Origin of the sequence: Embleya sp. NPDC020630 (assembly GCF_044334985.1) — a bacterium.
Classification (GTDB): domain Bacteria; phylum Actinomycetota; class Actinomycetes; order Streptomycetales; family Streptomycetaceae; genus Embleya.
The window spans coordinates 79819-96871 of the sequence record NZ_JBIRUB010000026.1 but is presented as its reverse complement, the minus strand read 5'-3'; the positions used below and the strand labels follow the sequence as shown (position 1 = coordinate 96871).

Here is a 17053-nt window from a genome sequence, read left to right as displayed (position 1 = left end):
ATCACCCCGGGTCATGCCGTCCGGTCTACCGCATTTCCCCGGACGCCGAGGCCGGAATGACCCGATCGTGATCCGAACTCAGAACAGGCCCTAGGTAGGTGGCCTGATGGCTCATCGCGGACAGGACGCTTCCCGCGAGACGGCGATCCTCAGCGGCCTGGGCCAAGCGGAGGGCCTGGATGAAGTAGCGCTGGGCCAAGCCGTGGTGCCCGCTGTCGTAGCTCATCCACCCGGCGAGGAGAGTGGCTTCGGCGACCGTGCCGAACAGGGCGCGGCCCACGGGCTCCGTGCTGCGCGCGGTCAGCAATTCGGCAACGTCGCCGTCCAGGTATTGGATCAAGGCTCGGCGGCCGTGCCCTCCCCCGAAGCGGTTGTCCAAGTCGGCGTAGATGTCGACCGTTGCACGGACGGCTTCGACGTCCGACATCCCTACCTGGGTGCGGGTTCGCGAATTCGGCACCTGCTCTTGCTGCCCGGAAACGAGCCAGGCGAGCGGTGCCGCATTCCAGGCGGCCGGGTCCGGGGGCAGCGCCTGAATGTCGCTACCGGGTGCGAGATCGGTGCGCCACAACGCCGTGAGTGCTTCAACGCTGTCTGTGGGGGTGGTCGGATAGACCGTTCCCGGGGTCTCTGGAGCGGCTGGGGTGTCGGCCAACCCGAGTCGGTGTGCCGGCTGGCCGTAGACCTTCACCAGCAGTTCGACGTAGTCGGCGGGGTAGGTCTGGCCGTTCTCCCATCGGGCAATGCTCCGCAACAGCGATGTGTCGGTCGGCAGGGAGCGCCCCTCCTGCGCGGCGGCCTGGCGGAGGGCGTAGACGAGGCATGGCTTTTTCCAGCCGAGGCGATTACGAGCCGCGCGCAGAAGGTCGGCTCGGTACGGCGTGGTGGTTGGCACCACGAATCGCCTCCCCTGAAGCGGAGCCAGATTCAGCCATCATGCTTGCGCACACGAAGCGTCGTCAAAGAGTCGCAGTGAGTTGATCTTGCCTGGCGTGCGCTGAGGTGACAGGGCGTGTCACCCCTTGTCATCCCTTGCCGTCTGCCTCGGACCGGTGCCGCCGGCGCACCTTGGTAGTGCCCGGTCGGAGCGACCGGCGGGCTTCGGGAGATGAACATGACGCTTCGTCAGGCGAGTGAATCCGCCGGCGCTTGGCTGCTCGCAGCCATGGGCAACTCGGACGGGACCGAATACCCTCGGGGGCCTCGTTTGTGGGCGGCCGGCCACGTCTTCGACGCGGTCGTTGTAGCGGATCGGTTGGGGATCGAAGCCGTCGACTGGTACCGGCGCCTCGGCTCCCAGGCTCCGCCGTCGGCCATCGACCACCGGGCGCGGAAGGTTGCCTTCCTCGTCGCGCCGGTCGGAGAGCCCTTCTTCGCGGGCGCGTTGACGGTCCTGCGTGGGGACGTGCCGTACCGGTACCTCTCGACCGGCGGATACCTCCTCGTCCCCGGACCGGGAGCCGAAACCGGAGACCGCTACCAGTGGCTCAGCAAGCCCACCGAGGAATCCATCCTCGACCGTGACGCGGTCGCGCTGCTGGCCGGTCATCTCCTGATTGCCTCGCGCAACCTGTCTGCCGCAGCCGAGGGAACGGACGATGAGTGAACCGGATGCGGCCTCTTGGTCGCCCATCGACACCACGGCCTGGTACGAAGCGCGGTCCGCCGTCGTCGCCCTGCGGGACGTCCTGATCGCCGTCGGCCTCGCCGAGCACTTCCCCTATCTCCGGGCCGACGTCAACGCCTTCGGCCACGGGTTCGTCGAACTCGGCCGCACCACACCGGAAGCCGCCACCCGGCTCGCCGAACTTCTCGCCGCAGCCGAGAAGAACCCCACCTGACAAGGAGGTATCGCCATGCGTCCTGCCGCCGACAACGCGCGAACCTGCGCGCCACATGCCGAGGTTCTGCACGCCGGCATCCCCTACGTTCGTGGCTGGAGCAAGGCGAACAACGCCACGACCGAACTCGCCGCACGCCTCACAACAGCTGGCCTGAACATCGGTTTCGGAGCACTCAAGGCGGAAGTGAACGTCCACGGTGACGGCCTGGTCAACCTCGGCCCCGTCCCTGCCGACGCAGTCCACCGCCTGGCCACGCTCCTCGCCAACGGCCTCTGTGCCGAACTGGATCACCTCGCCGCGCACGACGAAGCGGCCTGACCTCACATACCCCGGTCGGGTGCGTAGCGCGCTCCCCGCGCACCCGGCCGGACCACCGCACCACCCGACCGATATTCGGCAACGGCCGCCACAGGCCGGCTCGCACCGACCAAACGCCCAACGGTGTCGAGACAACCAGCCGAGGTCCCCACGCAGACGGGCCCAACAGGACGCGACCTGACCAGTCCAGACCTGCGAGGGGACTTGCTCCCGTGAGCGAGAAGAGCACTCCCGGACGGCTCCTGACCGTCCCCCAAGCCGCCGACCGGCTCAACGTCGGCGAGCGCTTCGTCCGTCGCCTCATCGCAGAGCGACGCATCACCTTCATTCGGATCGGCCGCCACGTTCGAATTCCACAGGACGCGGTCGACGCCTTCATTCGCGCTGGACTTGTCGAGCCCAGCCGGACATGCGGAAAGGCAGCCTGATGGCCAACAGCAAGGGACGGCGCCGTCGTTTCGGGGCGGTCCGCCAACTTCCGTCCAAGAAGTGGCAGGCGCGATACCCCGGGCCGGACGGCCAACTGCGGACGGCTGACAAGACCTTCGCCACCAAGACGGCCGCCGAAGAGTGGCTGACCGACACCGAGTCGGAGATGCGCCGCGGCGACTGGATCGACCCACGCGGTGACATGGTCTTCGGCACCTACGCCACGGCCTGGATCAAGGAGCGGCCGAACCTCCGCCCGCGCACGCGCGAGCTGTACAGCATTCTGCTTCGTCTCCACCTCAAGCCCACGTTCGGCGACGCAGCCATCCCGGCGATCAAGGAGGCCGACGTGCGCCGCTGGCGTGCCATGCGCCTGGAAGGCGGCCTTGGCCTGTCGACCACCGCCAAGGCGTACCGACTCATGCGCGCGATCATGAACACCGCCGTGGACGACGGCCTGATCCGCCGCAACCCCTGCCGCATCAAGGGCGGCGGCGACGAGAAGGCCCCGGAACGCCCGATCCTCACCCTCGAACAGGTCTTCACGCTCGCGGATGGTGTCGGCCCTCGCTACCGCGCCCTTGTCCTCCTCGCCGCCTTCGGCTCGCTGCGCTGGGGCGAACTCGCTGCCCTCCGGCGCGATCACGTAGACCTCGACGCCGGCACCATCCGCGTCGACGTCTCCGCCATCGAGATGAGCAACGGCAAGCGCGTCACCGGTCCGCCGAAGTCGGCCGCCGGCAAGCGAACCGTCACCATCCCCGCGCCGATCCTGCTCGACCTCCGTCGGCACGTGGAGTGGTTCGCCGAGAAGGAGGATGACGGCTTGCTCTTCGTCGGCCCGAAGGGTGCGGCCCTGCGTCGGTGCAACTTCACCCGGGTGTGGCGACGCGGGACCCGTCACCTCGGCGTGACCGATCTCCACTTCCACGATCTACGCCATACCGGGAACGTCCTCGCCGCCGAGACCGGCGCCACCCTCCGCGAGCTGATGGATCGCATGGGCCAGTCGACGTCGCGAGCCGCGCTCATCTACCAGCACGCCCGCGCCGGCCGGGACCAAGCCATCGCGGACTCGATCGCGAAGCGGATCACGAAGTCTCGACCCCAAGATCATCGCCAATCTGGCACGGATCTGGCACGCGAGGCGTAGGAGCCCCGGAAACGACGAAGGCCCAGGTCTCGGATCATGTCCGTGACCTGGGCCTTCATCAAACGAGCGGGCGACGAGAATCGAACTCGCGTTCTAAGCTTGGGAAGCTCATGTTCTACCATTAAACTACGCCCGCAACACAGGGCTCCTTGGAGCGCTGCACCGTCACTCTACCGGATGGCCGCGTGTGGTCGCAGCATCGTTCCGGCGGTGGGTGCGGGAGCGTTTGGGTGGATCCGGGGGGCTGCGATTACGCTTTGCCCGTGCTTCTATCGGACAAGGACATTCGCGCGGAGATCGACTGCGGTCGGGTTCGGATCGATCCCTACGAGCCGGCCATGGTTCAGCCGTCGAGTGTGGACGTTCGACTCGATCGGTTCTTTCGGGTTTTCGAGAACCACAAGTACCCGCACATCGACCCCGCCGTCGAGCAGCCCGACCTCACGCGGATGATCGAGCCGCCGGAGGGCGAACCGTTCATTCTGCACCCGGGCGAGTTCGCGCTCGGTTCGACCTACGAGGTCGTGTCCCTGCCGGACGACGTCGCGTCGCGGCTGGAGGGGAAGAGTTCGTTGGGGCGGCTCGGGCTGCTGACGCACTCGACCGCCGGGTTCATCGACCCGGGCTTCTCTGGGCATGTGACGCTGGAGTTGTCCAACGTCGCGACCCTGCCGATCAAGTTGTGGCCGGGTATGAAGATCGGCCAGCTGTGCATGTTCCGGCTGTCGTCGCCGGCCGAGTTCCCGTATGGGTCCTCGGTGTACGGGTCGCGCTATCAGGGACAGCGTGGGCCGACCCCCTCACGGTCGTTCAAGGACTTCCACCGCACGAACGTCCGCGATTAGGAGGGGGAGGGAGCGAGGGTGGCCCGGGACGACCGTCAAGGACGATCCGACCCCGTTCCCGACCTCGACTCCGATCCGACTCCGGCCCACACCCCCGCGACCGACGCCCCCGAACAGAAGATAGGCATCCCCGGACATGAGTGACGTGCGCGAAAACCTCACCTGGCCGCTCTTCGGCCAGGCCACGCGCGAGCTGGCCATGCAGGTCGCGGCGGACGGGTACGAGCCCGACATCATCCTGTCGATCGCCCGCGGCGGCGTGTTCGCGGCCGGCGCGCTCGCGTACGCGCTGGACGTCAAGAACCTGCACCTGGTCAACGTCGAGTTCTACACGGGGATCGGCACCACGCTGGACATGCCGGTCATGCTCGCGCCGGTGCCCGACGTGGTGGACTTCTCGAACAAGAAGGTGCTCATCGCGGACGACGTCGCCGACACCGGCAAGACGCTGCTCCTGGTCCGCGACTTCTGCGAGGGCAACGTGGCCGAGGTGCGCTGCGCTGTGGTGTACGAGAAGCCGCAGTCGCTGGTGAAGTGCGAATACGTGTGGAAGCACACCGACGACTGGATCAACTTCCCGTGGTCCGTCGAGCCGCCCGTGGTCACCCGCCAGGGCCAGATCCTCGACGCCTGAGCGACGCGCGGTGCGGGACGACTTCCGCCCGCGTCACCGCGCCTGGGTGCTGAACCGCATCAACGCGCCGAGCACGTCCACCGCCCCCGGCAGCCCCCGCTCGATCGGGTCCGGCGGCACCGCCCACCGGGTCCGCCCCCCGCACGCCGTGGACGAGGGCGGAGCCGGTACGAAGTGGCCCACCGCGTGGTGCCGGACGTCGAACCGGGCCGTGTCGTTGTGGTCCACCGTGTACCAGTACAGGTTGCGCGCACCCGGGTCGACCAGGAACAACAACCGCTCGCCCGGCAGCTGCAACACCGGCCCCAGCGGCAGGCCGACCACCTCGAGCTGGCGGATCGCCGCGTAGCCGACCTGCGCCGGCGCGTCCAGCACGTCGAACTCCAACCCGCTCGCCAGCAGGACGGTGTACGGCTTACCGCTCCACCACTCCCACACGTCGTCCGTCGACCGGGTGGCCCGGGTCAGCCCCGGTTCGGCGGCGGGATGCGCCCCCGGGTCGGGGCATTCGGCGTCGCCGCACGAACATCGGCCGTCCTCGACGTAGGCACCGGGCAGCACGGGCCAACCCCGATCCACGACGTAGAAGAGGGCGGCGGCCTGGAGCGCAGCCCGGGTGCGTTGCCGCACAAGCATGTCCGTTCCGTTCCTCGCGACCGCGACCACGGCGAAGTGTCGTGGTCCGGCAGGTGTACTCCCGGTACTCCTACGAGTACACCGCCCGAAACGGCGCACGAACAGATCCGCAACGCGGCTCGACCGTGCCGCTTGCGGTCCGCTTGGTCCACTGCCGGCACGCTTTGCCGCCGGCCTGACCAGGCGTCAGCCCCCGCACCCGCCCCGAACCCGGTTCACGAGTCCGAAAAGGCCACACCCCCCCGACGACCTCACGACGTCAACGGCAGCTTCAACACCAACAACAGAGCGATCAACTCGACCGCCACACACCCGAGCGCACGCGGCCACGCCAACTCGTGCACCCGCATCATCAACGTCGTCAACATCCACGCCGTCAGCACGAACGAGAGCAGCCCGACCCCGGTCACGATCGAGTTCTTGTCCGGCGCGAACATCGCCACCGCCAGGCGCGGCGCGTCCGCGATCCAGACCACGATCATCGACAGCGTGATGAACGGCGTCGGCGAGCCGTTGCCGCCGAACTGGGTGGCCAGGGCGTGTGAGACCAGGCCGAGCAGCGCGCAGAACGCGGGCACCATGACCACGACGATGCCGAGCGCCGGCACGCTCGTGCTCAACGTCGAGTGCACGATCTCCTTGCGCGACGCGTCGTTGGCCAGCACCGCGAGCACACCGCCGAGCGCGGACATGATCAGCGCCGGCCACCACACCGCCTGGTCGCGGGCCTCGTTCATGGTGCGCAGCGGCCGCAACACGAGGCCGCTCAGCACCTCTTTCCAGTGCAGGTACCTCGGCGGCCCGCCGTACGGCGGCGGCTGGTACTGCTGCGGCTGCGGAGGCGGCACCGACGGCGTCACCGTCGTGTACTCCTCCGGCGGCGCGCCGTAGATGTACAGACTCGTCTCGTCGGGCAACGACAGCGGCCCGTAACCCGAGTCCCCCGACCCGCCCTGCCCACCCTGAGGTGGCGGAGGCGGCGGAACCGGCTGCCCATACCCCTGCTGCCCCGGCTGCCCGTACCCGGGGTGCCCATACCCGTGCTGCCCGGGTTGCCCCGGCTGCCCATACCCGTGCTGCCCAGGCTGCCCCTGCTGCCCCCCGTGCCCGTCGCCGTAAGCCCCGCCGTACTGAGGTGGTGGGTAACCCTGGCCGGCAGGCGGGGGCTGTTGCCGGTACGGGTCGTAGGGTCCATTGCCAGTCACACCCCTGACGGTACCGGCACCACACCCCCCTCCGTCGTCGCGGGACGGTGGTAATTCGGGCACAAAACCGAACGCCGCCGGCCCCGAGGGAACCGACGGCGCTCGCCGCACACCGAGCGCGCCGAAGCGCGCCCCGAAAAAGCTACTTGGCCCCCGCGTCCTCCAGGACGCCCTCCTCGGCCGGCGGCTCCGGCAGCTTCACCGACTGGAGCAGCAGCTGCGCCACGTCGACCACCTGCAGCTCCTCCTTCGCCTCGCCCGCCTGCTTCTTGGCGTTGATCGAGTCGGTGAACATCACCAGGCAGAACGGGCACGCGGTGGAGACGATGTCCGGCTTGAGCGACAGCGCCTCGTCCATGCGCTCGTTGTTGATGCGCTTGCCGATGCGCTCCTCCATCCACATGCGCGCACCGCCGGCGCCGCAGCAGAAGCCGCGCTCCTTGTGCCGATGCATCTCCTCGTTCCGCAGGCCCGGCACCCTCGCGATGATCTCGCGCGGGGGCGTGTAGACCTTGTTGTGCCGACCGAGGTAGCACGGGTCGTGGTACGTCACCAGGCCGTCGACCGGCCCGACCGGCAGCAGTCGGCCCTCGTCGATCAGGTGCTGGAGCAGCTGGGTGTGGTGGATGACCTCGAAGTGCCCGTCCAGCTGCGGGTATTCGTTCGCCAGCGTGTTGAAGCAGTGCGGGCAGGTGGTGACGATGCGCTTCTTCGGCGCGTCCTCGAGCGCCGCGTTCAGCGTCTCGACGTTCTGCGCCGCGAGCATCTGGAAGACCACTTCGGAACCGAGCCTGCGCGCCGAGTCGCCCGTGCAGGACTCCTCCTTGCCGAGGATGCCGTACTTGACGCCCGCGATGTCGAGCAGCTCGGCGAACGCCTTGGTGGTCTTCTTCGGACCGTCCGCCAGCGCGCCCGCGCAGCCGACCCAGTACAGGTACTCCAGCTCGGCGGGCTCGATGTCCTGCCCGACGATCGGGACCTCGATGCCGGTGGACTTCTTCAGCTCCTTGACCCAGTCGAGCCGGGCCTTGGTGGCCACGCCCCACGGGTTGCCCTTGTTCTCCAGGCCCTTGAGCATCGTCGCCGCCTCGGACGGGAACGCGCTCTCGATCAGCACCTGGTAGCGGCGCATGTCGACGATGTGGTCCACGTGCTCGATGTCGACCGGGCACTGCTCGACGCACGCGCCGCACGTGGTGCACGACCACAACACGTCGGGGTCGATGACCCCGTTCTCCTCCGCGGTGCCGATCAGCGGCCGCTCGGCCTCGGCCAGCGCCGCCGCCGGGACCTTGGCCAGCTGCTCGGGCGTGGCCTTCTCGTTGCCCTCTTCGTCCTTGCCGCCGCCCGCGAGCAGGTACGGCGCCTTGGCGTAGGCGTGCTCGCGCAGCGACATGATCAGCAGCTTCGGGGACAGCGGCTTGCCGGTGTTCCACGCGGGGCACTGCGACTGGCACCGACCGCACTCGGTACAGGTGGAGAAGTCGAGCAGGCCCTTCCAGGAGAAGTGCTCGACCTGACTGACGCCGAACACCGCGTCGTCGGCGGGGTCCTCGAAGTCGATCGGCTCGCCGCCGGAGGTCATCGGCTGCAGCGCGCCGAGCGCGACCGTGCCGTCGGCGTTGCGCTTGAAGTAGATGTTGAAGAACGCCAGGAACCGGTGCCAGGCGACACCCATGGTGGGGGTGAGGCCGATGGTGATCGCCCACGTCATCGAGATGACGATCTTGATCGTGGCGACCAGGTAGACCAGGTTCTCCAGCGAGTTCTCGGAGAGGCCGCCGAACGCGGAGACCAGCGGGTAGCTGACCCAGTAGCCGGGCTCGTACGAGTCCACCCCCGCCAGCGCGCCCTCAAGGCCGCGCAGCAGCATGATGCACACGCCGACCGAACCGACCACGAACTCGACGAAGTACGCCTGGCCGAAGTTGGACCCGCCGAACCGGCTCTTGCGGCCCGCTCGTCGCGGGTGGCTGAGCTGGCGGATGACGATCAGCACCAGGATGCCGAGCACGGTCATCAGGCCCATGAACTCGGTGAAGACCTCGAACGGGTCCCAGTGGCCGAGCCCCCACAGCGCGAACTCGGGCGTAAAGAGCTGCCCGTACGCGTTGACCAGGGTCAGGATGAGCGCGCCGAAGCCGACCATGACGAACCAGTGCGCGGCGCCGACGATGCCCCAACGGAGCATCCGGGTGTGCCCGACGGTCTCGGTCAGCATCGTGCCCAGACGCTTGCCGGCCGCGTTGGTCCGGCCGCGGACGGGCTGTCCGAGTTTGACGAACGAGTAGATGTATGCGGCGGTGCGCCCGAGTAGGGCGAACCCGATCACGCTGATGAACAGCGAGATCACGATCGCTGCGAGCTGCATGGGCGTTCGGCTCCTCCGGTGGGACGTCCCTTCCGGGGCGTGTATCGGCCGACAGCGTACGGCCGTGCGGGCATCTTACCCACTGGTAACTTAACCACTGCGTCGATGATATCTGTCACGCCGGACGCTATCGGCTTCGCAGGTTTTGCCCGCTTTATCCCACGCCGGACGATCTTGTCGGACCCCACACTCCACTCCGGACCGGCTCCCGAGCCGATCCGAACGCGGCGCACTGATCCACCCGGCTCGCCAGTTGTGTGACGCACCGTCAGATCTGTACACATGCATGCTGCCATGCCACGGCGCCGGGACCCGCAAGAGGTCCCGGCGCCGTGTGTTTCGCCCGCGTCCACCGACCGCCGAGGCGGCCGATCACAGTGTCTTGACGGCCTGCTTTCGAGGTTGCACGACCAGCGTGTCGCCCGCTTCGTCGAGATCGACCAAAACCGTGTCGCCGTCGCTCACCTCGCCCGCCAACAGGGCACGCGCGAGCTTGTCGCCGATCGCGGTCTGGATCAGCCGGCGCAGCGGCCGGGCGCCGTACGCCGGGTCGTAGCCGGTCAGCGCGAGCCAATCGCGCGCCGCGTCGGTCACCGTCAAGGTGATCCGCCGGTCCTTGAGCCGGGCGCCGAGCCGATCCACCTGGAGGCCGACGATGTGCGCCAACTCGTTCGTGCCGAGCGCGTCGAAGAGCACGATGTCGTCGAGCCGGTTCAGGAACTCCGGCTTGAACGAGTTGCGGACCACGTCCATCACCATCTCGCGCTGCCGCTCCGGCGACAGCATGGGATCCACCAGATACTGCGATCCCAGGTTCGAGGTCAGGATCAGCACCACGTTGCGGAAGTCCACCGTGCGGCCCTGGCCATCGGTCAGCCGCCCGTCGTCGAGCACCTGGAGCAGTACGTCGAAGACCTCGGGGTGCGCCTTCTCCACCTCGTCGAGCAGCACCACCGAGTACGGCCGCCGGCGCACCGCCTCGGTCAGCTGGCCGCCCTCCTCGTAGCCCACGTAGCCGGGCGGCGCGCCGACCAGGCGCGCGACCGAGTGCTTCTCCGCGTACTCCGACATGTCGATGCGCACCATCGCGCGCTCGTCGTCGAAGAGGAAATCGGCCAGCGACTTGGCCAGCTCGGTCTTGCCCACGCCGGTCGGGCCCAGGAACAGGAACGAGCCGGTCGGGCGGTCCGGGTCGGCGATGCCGGAGCGGGCCCGGCGGACCGCGTCGGACACCGTCGTCACGGCCGTCTGCTGCCCGATCAGCCGCCGGCCCAGCTCGTCCTCCATCCGCAGCAGTTTGCCGCGCTCGCCCTCGAGCAGCCGCCCCGCCGGGATGCCGGTCCAGGACGAGACCACGTCGGCCACGTCGTCCGGGCCGACCTCCTCCTTGACCATCGCCGTGCCGTCGGTGCCCCGATCGCCCTCGGTCGCCGCGGCCTCGGCCAGCTCGCGCTCCAGGGTCGGGATCTGCCCGTACATCAACTTCGACGCCGTCTCGAAGTCCCCGTCGCGCTGAGCCCGCTCCGCCTCACCGCGCGCCGCGTCGAGGCGCTCCTTCAGCTCGCCGACCCGGTTCAGCCCGGCCTTCTCCTGCTGCCAGCGCGCGGTCAGCCCGCTGAGCTGCTCCTGCTTGTCGGCCAGGTCCTTGCGCAGCCGCTCCAGCCGGTCCCGGCTGGCCGCGTCGGTCTCCTTGGCGAGCGCCATCTCCTCCATCCGCAAGCGGTCCACCGAGCGCTGCAGCTCGTCGATCTCGACGGGGGAGGAGTCGATCTCCATCCGCAGCCGCGACGCCGCCTCGTCGACCAGGTCGATCGCCTTGTCGGGCAAAAAGCGCGCGGTGATGTAGCGGTCGGACAGCGTGGCCGCGGCCACCAGCGCGGAGTCGGCGATCTGCACCTTGTGGTGCGCCTCGTAGCGGCTCTTGAGCCCGCGCAGGATCGCGATCGTGTCCTCGACGCTGGGCTCGCCCACGAACACCTGCTGGAACCGGCGCTCAAGGGCCGGGTCCTTCTCGATGTGCTTGCGGTACTCGTCCAGCGTGGTCGCGCCGACCAGGCGCAACTCGCCGCGCGCGAGCATCGGCTTGAGCATGTTGCCCGCGTCCATCGAGCCGTCGCCGGTGGCGCCCGCGCCGACCACGGTGTGCAGTTCGTCGATGAAGGTGACGACCTGGCCGTCGCTGGACTTGATCTCGTTCAGGACGGCCTTCAGCCGCTCCTCGAACTCGCCGCGATACTTCGCGCCCGCGACCATCGCGCCCAGGTCGAGCGCGATCAGCCGCTTGTCGCGCAGCGACTCGGGTACGTCGCCGGCCACGATCCGCCGGGCCAGGCCCTCCACGACGGCGGTCTTGCCGACGCCGGGTTCACCGATCAGTACCGGGTTGTTCTTGGTCCGGCGGGACAACACCTGGACCACCCGGCGGATCTCCGAGTCGCGGCCGATGACCGGGTCGAGCTTGCCGTTCCGGGCCTCCTCGGTCAGGTCGCGGCCGTACTTCTCCAGTGCCTGGTAGGTGCTCTCCGGGTCCTGCGAGGTGACCCGCGTGCTGCCGCGCACGGCCTTGAAGGAGTCGAGCAGTGCCTGCGGGGTGGCCCCGGCCCCGCGCAGCGCCTCGGCGACCGCGCCGGAGCGGCCGGAGGCCAGGCCGACCAGGACATGCTCGGTGGAAACGAACGCGTCGCCGAGCTTGTCGGCCTGCTTCTCCGCCTCGTCCAGCGCGAGCATCGTCTCCCGGGCGAGCTGCGGGGCGGCCACCGTCGAGCCGGACGCACTCGGCATACGATCCGCGATCTGGGCGACCGCGACCTTCAGCAGCGGCACGTCCACACCGGCGGCGCCGAGCAGCGGGACGGCGATCCCCTCGGGCTGTTCGAGCAGGGCGAGCAGCAGATGCGCGGGCTCCACCTGGGGGTGTCCCGCTGCGGCAGCCTTGCGGATGGCGACCGAAAGGGCCTCTTGGGCCTTGGTGGTGAGCTTCTGTGCATCCATGTGAGGTGTGCGTCTCCTTCGCTTCGGGCACGCGCTGTCACGGCCATCATCCCGTTGGTGCCGCGCGTGTACCGCACCCGAACGGTCGTTGACTATCGCAACCACAACTAAGTTGAGTCTATTCCACTCAACCATGCGATGCCCGGGATGCTTACACTGCGGACATGCCAGATGTGTCCGGTGCTCTCGAAACACTCGACGCGCTCGCGGATGAGGCGGTACGGCTCATTCCGACGGCGCCCGAGGCCGAGCGGGTCGTGCTCGGTCTCGCCGGTCCGCCGGGAGCCGGGAAGTCCACGCTCGCCGGTCGGTTGGTGCGCGCGATCGAGCAGCGGGTCGGGTCCGGTACCGCCGCCTATGTGCCGCTCGACGGGTTCCACCTCTCGAACGTGCAGCTCAAGCGGATCGGGCGGCTGCATCGTAAGGGCGCGGTGGACACATTCGACGTGTGGGGCTACGCGACCACGCTGGCGCGGGTGGTGCGGGAGGTGGACCGGGACGTGTACGTGCCCGACTACGACCGGACGTTGCACGAGCCGGTGGCCGCGCGGCACGTGGTGCGGCCCGGGACGCGGATCGTGGTGACCGAGGGCAACTACCTGGCGCTGGACGCGCCCGGCTGGGCCGACGCCTACTGCCTGATGACCGAGGTCTGGTACGTACACGCCTCGGACCGGGTCCGCGACGAGCGGCTGACCAGGCGCCAGCGCCGGGGCGGGCGCAGCCCCGGCGAGGCGATGGCCTGGGTCGCGGGCAGCGACCGCCCCAACGGCGAACTGGTCAAACGCTCGAAGTCGCGCTGCGCCCGAGTGGTGACGGTGGTGTGGTGAGCCCGCGCCTGACCGGCGACGCGGGTCGGTCGGTCCTCGTGCGCCGAACGGGCTGGGATCGGCCCGGGCCCGGGCCGGAGATGGCCCCGGGGTGGGATCAGCCCGTTCGGCGGGTTGTGCTTCCGGTTACTTGAGCCATGCCGGGGCCGGGACCAGGAGTTCCACGTTGCGGTCCTCCAGGCGGCCTCGACGGCCGTCGACCTTCGGGTCGGGGCGGTCCCGCTCCTGCCAGTCGTTGCCGGCGAGTTCGCGGGCCAGGGCGGCCAGGGCCAGGGGGGAGTCGAGTTTGTTGCCGTGTGATTCCGGGCCGGCCGAGTCGACGATCGTGCCGAAGATGGACAGGGTCCCGTTCGTGTTGTCGGCGATCTCCACGATCCGCGCCTGCGAGGGCCAGTCGATGTGCGACGCGGTGTTGACCTCCCAGAACCCGCCGGGGACCGCGCTGCCCGCCGGTCGCGGGTAGGGCTTCACGTAGTTGTCGTGGGTGTGCCCGTTGACCCACAACACCACGTTCGGGAACCGCAGCAGCAGCGCCTGCACCTGCGGTCCCAGGATCCGCGCGGGCTCCCCGGCCGGCACGGTCTTGTTGGTCATCGTCTCTATGGTGTGGTGGCTGAACAGCACGAACAGCTTGTCCTGCCCCGTGCCCTGGACCACCTTGCCCTGCTCGTCGAGATGGCTCGAACTGCCCTTGGCCAGCTGGTCCTCCAGCCAGGCGAACTGGGTCGGGTCCAGGCATCCCGAGTCCGAGCCGTACGAGTTCACCGTGTCCAGGACCAGGCAGCGCACCGGACCCTGGTCGAAGGTGTAGTACGCGGTCTTGGTGTCCAGGTTCTGCTGGGTGAAGCCGTGGCCCTTGGGCAGGCCGGTGGTGTTGAAGTGCTCCTTGATCGTCTCCGCGCGGTCCACGAGGCGACGATCCGGGTCGGCGGTGACCTTGCGCTTGGGGCCGGCCAACAGCGCCGCCAGCGCGTCCGGCTTGCCGCTCTGCAGTCCGAGGGCCAGGGTGACCACGGTCTGCCCGGGGGATATGTCGAGCACCTTCTCGTCGCCGACCGCGACCCTGCTCAGCAGTTCGCTGACCGGCAGGTTGCCCTGCACCAGGCCGTCGTGGTTGCCGTAGGCGCTGTACCAGGGGGTCTTCAGACCGGTCGCCTCGAACGGCCGCCGGCACGCGTCCAGCAGGCCCGGCACGGTGGGATAGCCGTACTGGGCGCGCGGCACGTCGTCCTTCTGCCCGGGCGGCGTGCCGTCGGGGTGCCAGTAGCGCTCGTGGTACGCCACCGCGTCCATCGGGCCCTCGTACCTGTTGCGGTCGCCCGAGTCGGGCGTGACCTTCTTGCCGCCGTCGAGCACGTCGATGTACCAGCGCAGCTCGTTGAACTGGATGTTGTCGGTGTTGTCGCCGGTGCAGATCGTGAAGGCCAGCGGCGCGCCCAGGGCCGGGCCCTTGCCGATCCGGTTGAGCGACTGCACCATCGCCTCGGCGATCTGCGCGGTCAGCACCTCCTGCGGGCGGTACGCCGACTGGAAGGGCAGCAGCTTGGCGAACGGCTGGTCCTTGTCGCTGTGTCGGTCGAGGAAGTCCACGCGCGCGGTCGACTGCGAATCCTGGATGTGGATGTCGGTCAACTGGGTGAACGCGACCAGGGAACGCCGCTTCGCCTTGTCGCCCGAGCCGCCGCCGGGCACCAACTCGCTGCGCAGCAGGTGCGGTTCACCGGGTCCGGCGACGATCTTGCGGTAGCCGCCCGGTCCGGGCGGGCCGAGCAGCAGGGTGCGCTCCAGCGTGGTGCCGGCCGCGCCGGCCGGCTTGGGCGCGCCCGACTTGGGCGCGTCGCTCGACTTCCCGTCGGGCTTGTCCTTGTCGTCGTCGGAGCACGCGGCCACTCCGAGCAGTGCCGCGCTCGCGGCCGAGTACTTCAGGACGTCCCGACGATTCGGCTTCATGCGGCGACCCTACTGACGCGTAGCGAGCCGCATCAAGGAAGCGTCGAGGCTGCGTCGAAGAAGCATCGAGACCGCGTGAAAAACGTCGAGGAGGGGGCACGGCCGGAGCCGCACCGCCTCCTCGACGTCGTCGCGGCCGTCAGTCCGAGCGCCCGCGCCGCGGCTTCCACACCACGAGCGCGGTGCCCGCCTGCGGCCGGACCGGGACCAGATCGCGCCGGTAGGACGCGTGTACGGCCGCCTCGCGCCGGGCGCTCGCGTCCGTCGCCTCGTGCAGCGCGTGCTCCATCTCGGCCACGCGCATGCGCAGCGCGAGCACCTGGTTCTCCAGTTCCAGGATCCGCTTGATCCCGGCGAGGTTGATGCCGGCCTCCTGGGAGAGCCGCTGCACCTCGCGCAACTGCACGATGTCGCGGGCGGAATAGCGCCGCCCCCGGCCCGGCGTACGGTCCGGCGAGACCAGGCCGAGGCGGTCGTACTGTCGCAACGTCTGCGGGTGCAGGCCGGACAGCTGGGCGGCGACCGAGATCACGTAGACCGGAGAGGTCTCGTCGATCTCGAAGCCGTGCCCACCGCCGATACCGCCACCACCCAAGCCGCCCGGTCGCATGTCATGCCCCCTTCGCCGCGTCCAACAGATCGGCTCGGGGATCGTGCGCGACGGTCGCCTCGCGGAATGCCTCCAGCGCTTCGCGCGCCTTGTCGTTCAGCTGCTGAGGGACCGTCACCTCGATGGTGACCAGGAGGTCGCCCCGAGTGCCGTCCTTGCGTGCCGCCCCGCGTCCGCGCACCCGCAGCGTGCGGCCGTTGCCCGTGCCCGCAGGGAGCTTGAGCGTGACCGGGATGCCGCCGAGGGTGGGTACGGTGACGTCCGCCCCGAGCGCGGCCTCCGGGAAGGTGACCGGCACCGTGACCGTGAGGTTGTCGCCCTTGCGTCCGAAGACGGCGTGGGCCTTGACGTGCACCACGACGTACAGATCGCCGGCCGGGCCGCCGCGCTCGCCGGGCGCGCCCTTGCCCTTGAGCCGGATGCGCTGCCCGTCCTGGACCCCGGCCGGGATCCGGACCTGCATCGTGCGCGAACTCTTGGCCCGGCCACTGCCGTTGCACACGATGCACGGGTCGTCCACGAGCAGCCCGCGGCCCTTGCAGTCGCGGCACGGCTCGGAGAAGCCGAAACCGCCCTGCGGCCGGCTGACGTTGCCGGAGCCCGCGCAGGTCGGGCACATCCGCGGGGTGGTGCCCGCGGCCGCGCCCGTGCCGTTGCAGTGCCGACACGGCTCCGAACTGGTCAGCCGGATCGGCACGGTCGCGCCGTCGACCGCGTCGGCGAAGCCGAGGGTGACCTCGGACTCCACGTCGGTACCGCGCCGGGGCTGCTGGCGCCCGGTCTGGCGACCGCCGCCGAACAGACCGCCGAAGATGTCGCCCAGGCCGCCGGTGTTGCCCGCGCCGCCCTGCTGGCCGCCGAAGATGTCGCCGAGGTCGAACGGGAAGCCGCCGGTGCCGGACTGTCCGCCGCCGGCGCCGCGGAAGCCGCCGCCGCTGCCGAACAGGGTCCGGGCCTCGTCGTATTCCTTGCGCCGCTTGTCGTCGGCCAGTACGTCGTAGGCCTCCGAGATCTCCTTGAAGCGCTCCTCGGCCTTCGTGTCACCCTTGTTCTTGTCCGGGTGGAACTCGACGGCGAGCTTGCGATACGCCTTCTTGATCTCGGCGGTGCCGGCGTCCTTGGGGACGCCGAGCACCTTGTAGTAGTCCTTCTCCAGGTAGTCCTTCGTACTCATGCGCCCCTCGCCGATCGGGTCGGGGTGCCCTCGTGCTCCGAGCGCCCGTTTCCGGATTCACAC

Annotated in this window: 16 protein-coding genes and 1 tRNA gene; 8 read left to right on the top strand and 9 right to left on the bottom strand. The window is 69.3% G+C overall.

All coding sequences use genetic code 11. The features are described from left to right. Nucleotides 1-25: 25 nt before the first annotated feature. Nucleotides 26-898 carry a hypothetical protein gene (locus tag ACH4XV_RS42775; protein WP_395799015.1) on the bottom strand — a complete coding sequence of 291 codons (873 nt, stop codon included), beginning with the start codon at nt 896-898 and terminating at the stop codon, nt 26-28. Nucleotides 899-1114: 216 nt separating this feature from the next. Between ACH4XV_RS42775 and ACH4XV_RS42770 the strand changes: the two genes are divergently transcribed. From ACH4XV_RS42770 to ACH4XV_RS42750, 5 genes are all read left to right on the top strand, one after another. After that, nucleotides 1115-1606: a hypothetical protein gene (locus ACH4XV_RS42770; protein ID WP_395799013.1), complete on the top strand. Its 492-nt coding sequence runs from the start codon at nt 1115-1117 to the stop codon at nt 1604-1606. After that, entirely contained in the window at nt 1599-1841 is a 243-nt protein-coding gene (locus ACH4XV_RS42765; protein WP_395799011.1) for a hypothetical protein, read from the top strand. Before ACH4XV_RS42770 ends, ACH4XV_RS42765 begins: the two co-directional genes overlap by 8 nt. A 15-nt stretch (nt 1842-1856) precedes the next feature. Beyond that, entirely contained in the window at nt 1857-2162 is a 306-nt protein-coding gene (locus ACH4XV_RS42760; protein ID WP_395799009.1) for a hypothetical protein, read from the top strand. 212 nt (nt 2163-2374) lie between these two features. Then, nucleotides 2375-2590 (top strand): helix-turn-helix domain-containing protein, encoded by a 216-nt coding sequence (locus ACH4XV_RS42755; protein ID WP_395799007.1) that lies wholly within the window; start codon nt 2375-2377, stop codon nt 2588-2590. A gap of 167 nt (nt 2591-2757) precedes the next feature. Beyond that, nucleotides 2758-3744, top strand: coding sequence for a tyrosine-type recombinase/integrase (locus ACH4XV_RS42750; RefSeq protein ID WP_395799005.1), 987 nt, complete (start codon nt 2758-2760; stop codon nt 3742-3744). Between the two features lie 65 nt (nt 3745-3809). On the opposite strand, the gene ACH4XV_RS42745 is transcribed toward ACH4XV_RS42750, so the two are convergent. Then, a tRNA-Gly gene (locus tag ACH4XV_RS42745) sits at nt 3810-3880 on the bottom strand. A gap of 127 nt (nt 3881-4007) precedes the next feature. On the opposite strand from ACH4XV_RS42745, the gene dcd reads away from it, so the two are divergent. Together dcd and ACH4XV_RS42735 are read left to right on the top strand one after the other, a co-directional pair. After that, nucleotides 4008-4589: a dCTP deaminase gene (dcd, locus tag ACH4XV_RS42740; RefSeq protein WP_020557430.1), complete on the top strand. Its 582-nt coding sequence runs from the start codon at nt 4008-4010 to the stop codon at nt 4587-4589. Nucleotides 4590-4725: 136 nt separating this feature from the next. Then, nucleotides 4726-5223: a phosphoribosyltransferase gene (locus ACH4XV_RS42735; RefSeq protein WP_078976193.1), complete on the top strand. Its 498-nt coding sequence runs from the start codon at nt 4726-4728 to the stop codon at nt 5221-5223. A 33-nt stretch (nt 5224-5256) separates the two neighbouring features. On the opposite strand, the gene ACH4XV_RS42730 is transcribed toward ACH4XV_RS42735, so the two are convergent. The 4 genes from ACH4XV_RS42730 to clpB form a co-directional block, all read right to left on the bottom strand. Further along, a complete protein-coding gene (locus ACH4XV_RS42730) occupies nt 5257-5859 on the bottom strand; it encodes a bifunctional DNA primase/polymerase (protein WP_395799003.1) in 603 nt (200 codons plus the stop codon). A gap of 251 nt (nt 5860-6110) precedes the next feature. Next, nucleotides 6111-6776, bottom strand: a complete 666-nt coding sequence (locus ACH4XV_RS42725; RefSeq protein ID WP_395799001.1) for a Yip1 family protein — start codon at nt 6774-6776, stop codon at nt 6111-6113. 430 nt (nt 6777-7206) lie between these two features. Next, nucleotides 7207-9435 carry a (Fe-S)-binding protein gene (locus tag ACH4XV_RS42720; RefSeq protein WP_395798999.1) on the bottom strand — a complete coding sequence of 743 codons (2229 nt, stop codon included), beginning with the start codon at nt 9433-9435 and terminating at the stop codon, nt 7207-7209. Between the two features lie 372 nt (nt 9436-9807). Then, nucleotides 9808-12426 (bottom strand): ATP-dependent chaperone ClpB, encoded by a 2619-nt coding sequence (gene clpB, locus ACH4XV_RS42715; protein ID WP_395798997.1) that lies wholly within the window; start codon nt 12424-12426, stop codon nt 9808-9810. 164 nt (nt 12427-12590) lie between these two features. Between clpB and ACH4XV_RS42710 the strand changes: the two genes are divergently transcribed. Then, on the top strand, nt 12591-13256 hold the full coding sequence (locus tag ACH4XV_RS42710) for a nucleoside/nucleotide kinase family protein (protein ID WP_395798995.1): 666 nt from the start codon (nt 12591-12593) through the stop codon (nt 13254-13256). Between the two features lie 126 nt (nt 13257-13382). Here ACH4XV_RS42710 and ACH4XV_RS42705 read toward each other — a convergent pair whose 3' ends face one another. The 3 genes from ACH4XV_RS42705 to dnaJ all read right to left on the bottom strand — a co-directional run bounded on the left by ACH4XV_RS42705 (nt 13383) and on the right by dnaJ (nt 16990). Beyond that, entirely contained in the window at nt 13383-15206 is a 1824-nt protein-coding gene (locus ACH4XV_RS42705) for a TIGR03767 family metallophosphoesterase (protein ID WP_395798993.1), read from the bottom strand. 139 nt (nt 15207-15345) lie between these two features. Beyond that, nucleotides 15346-15816: a heat shock protein transcriptional repressor HspR gene (locus tag ACH4XV_RS42700; protein ID WP_395798991.1), complete on the bottom strand. Its 471-nt coding sequence runs from the start codon at nt 15814-15816 to the stop codon at nt 15346-15348. A gap of 1 nt (nt 15817) precedes the next feature. Beyond that, a complete protein-coding gene (gene dnaJ / locus ACH4XV_RS42695; RefSeq protein ID WP_395798989.1) occupies nt 15818-16990 on the bottom strand; it encodes a molecular chaperone DnaJ in 1173 nt (390 codons plus the stop codon). Between the last annotated feature and the right edge of the window lie 63 nt (nt 16991-17053).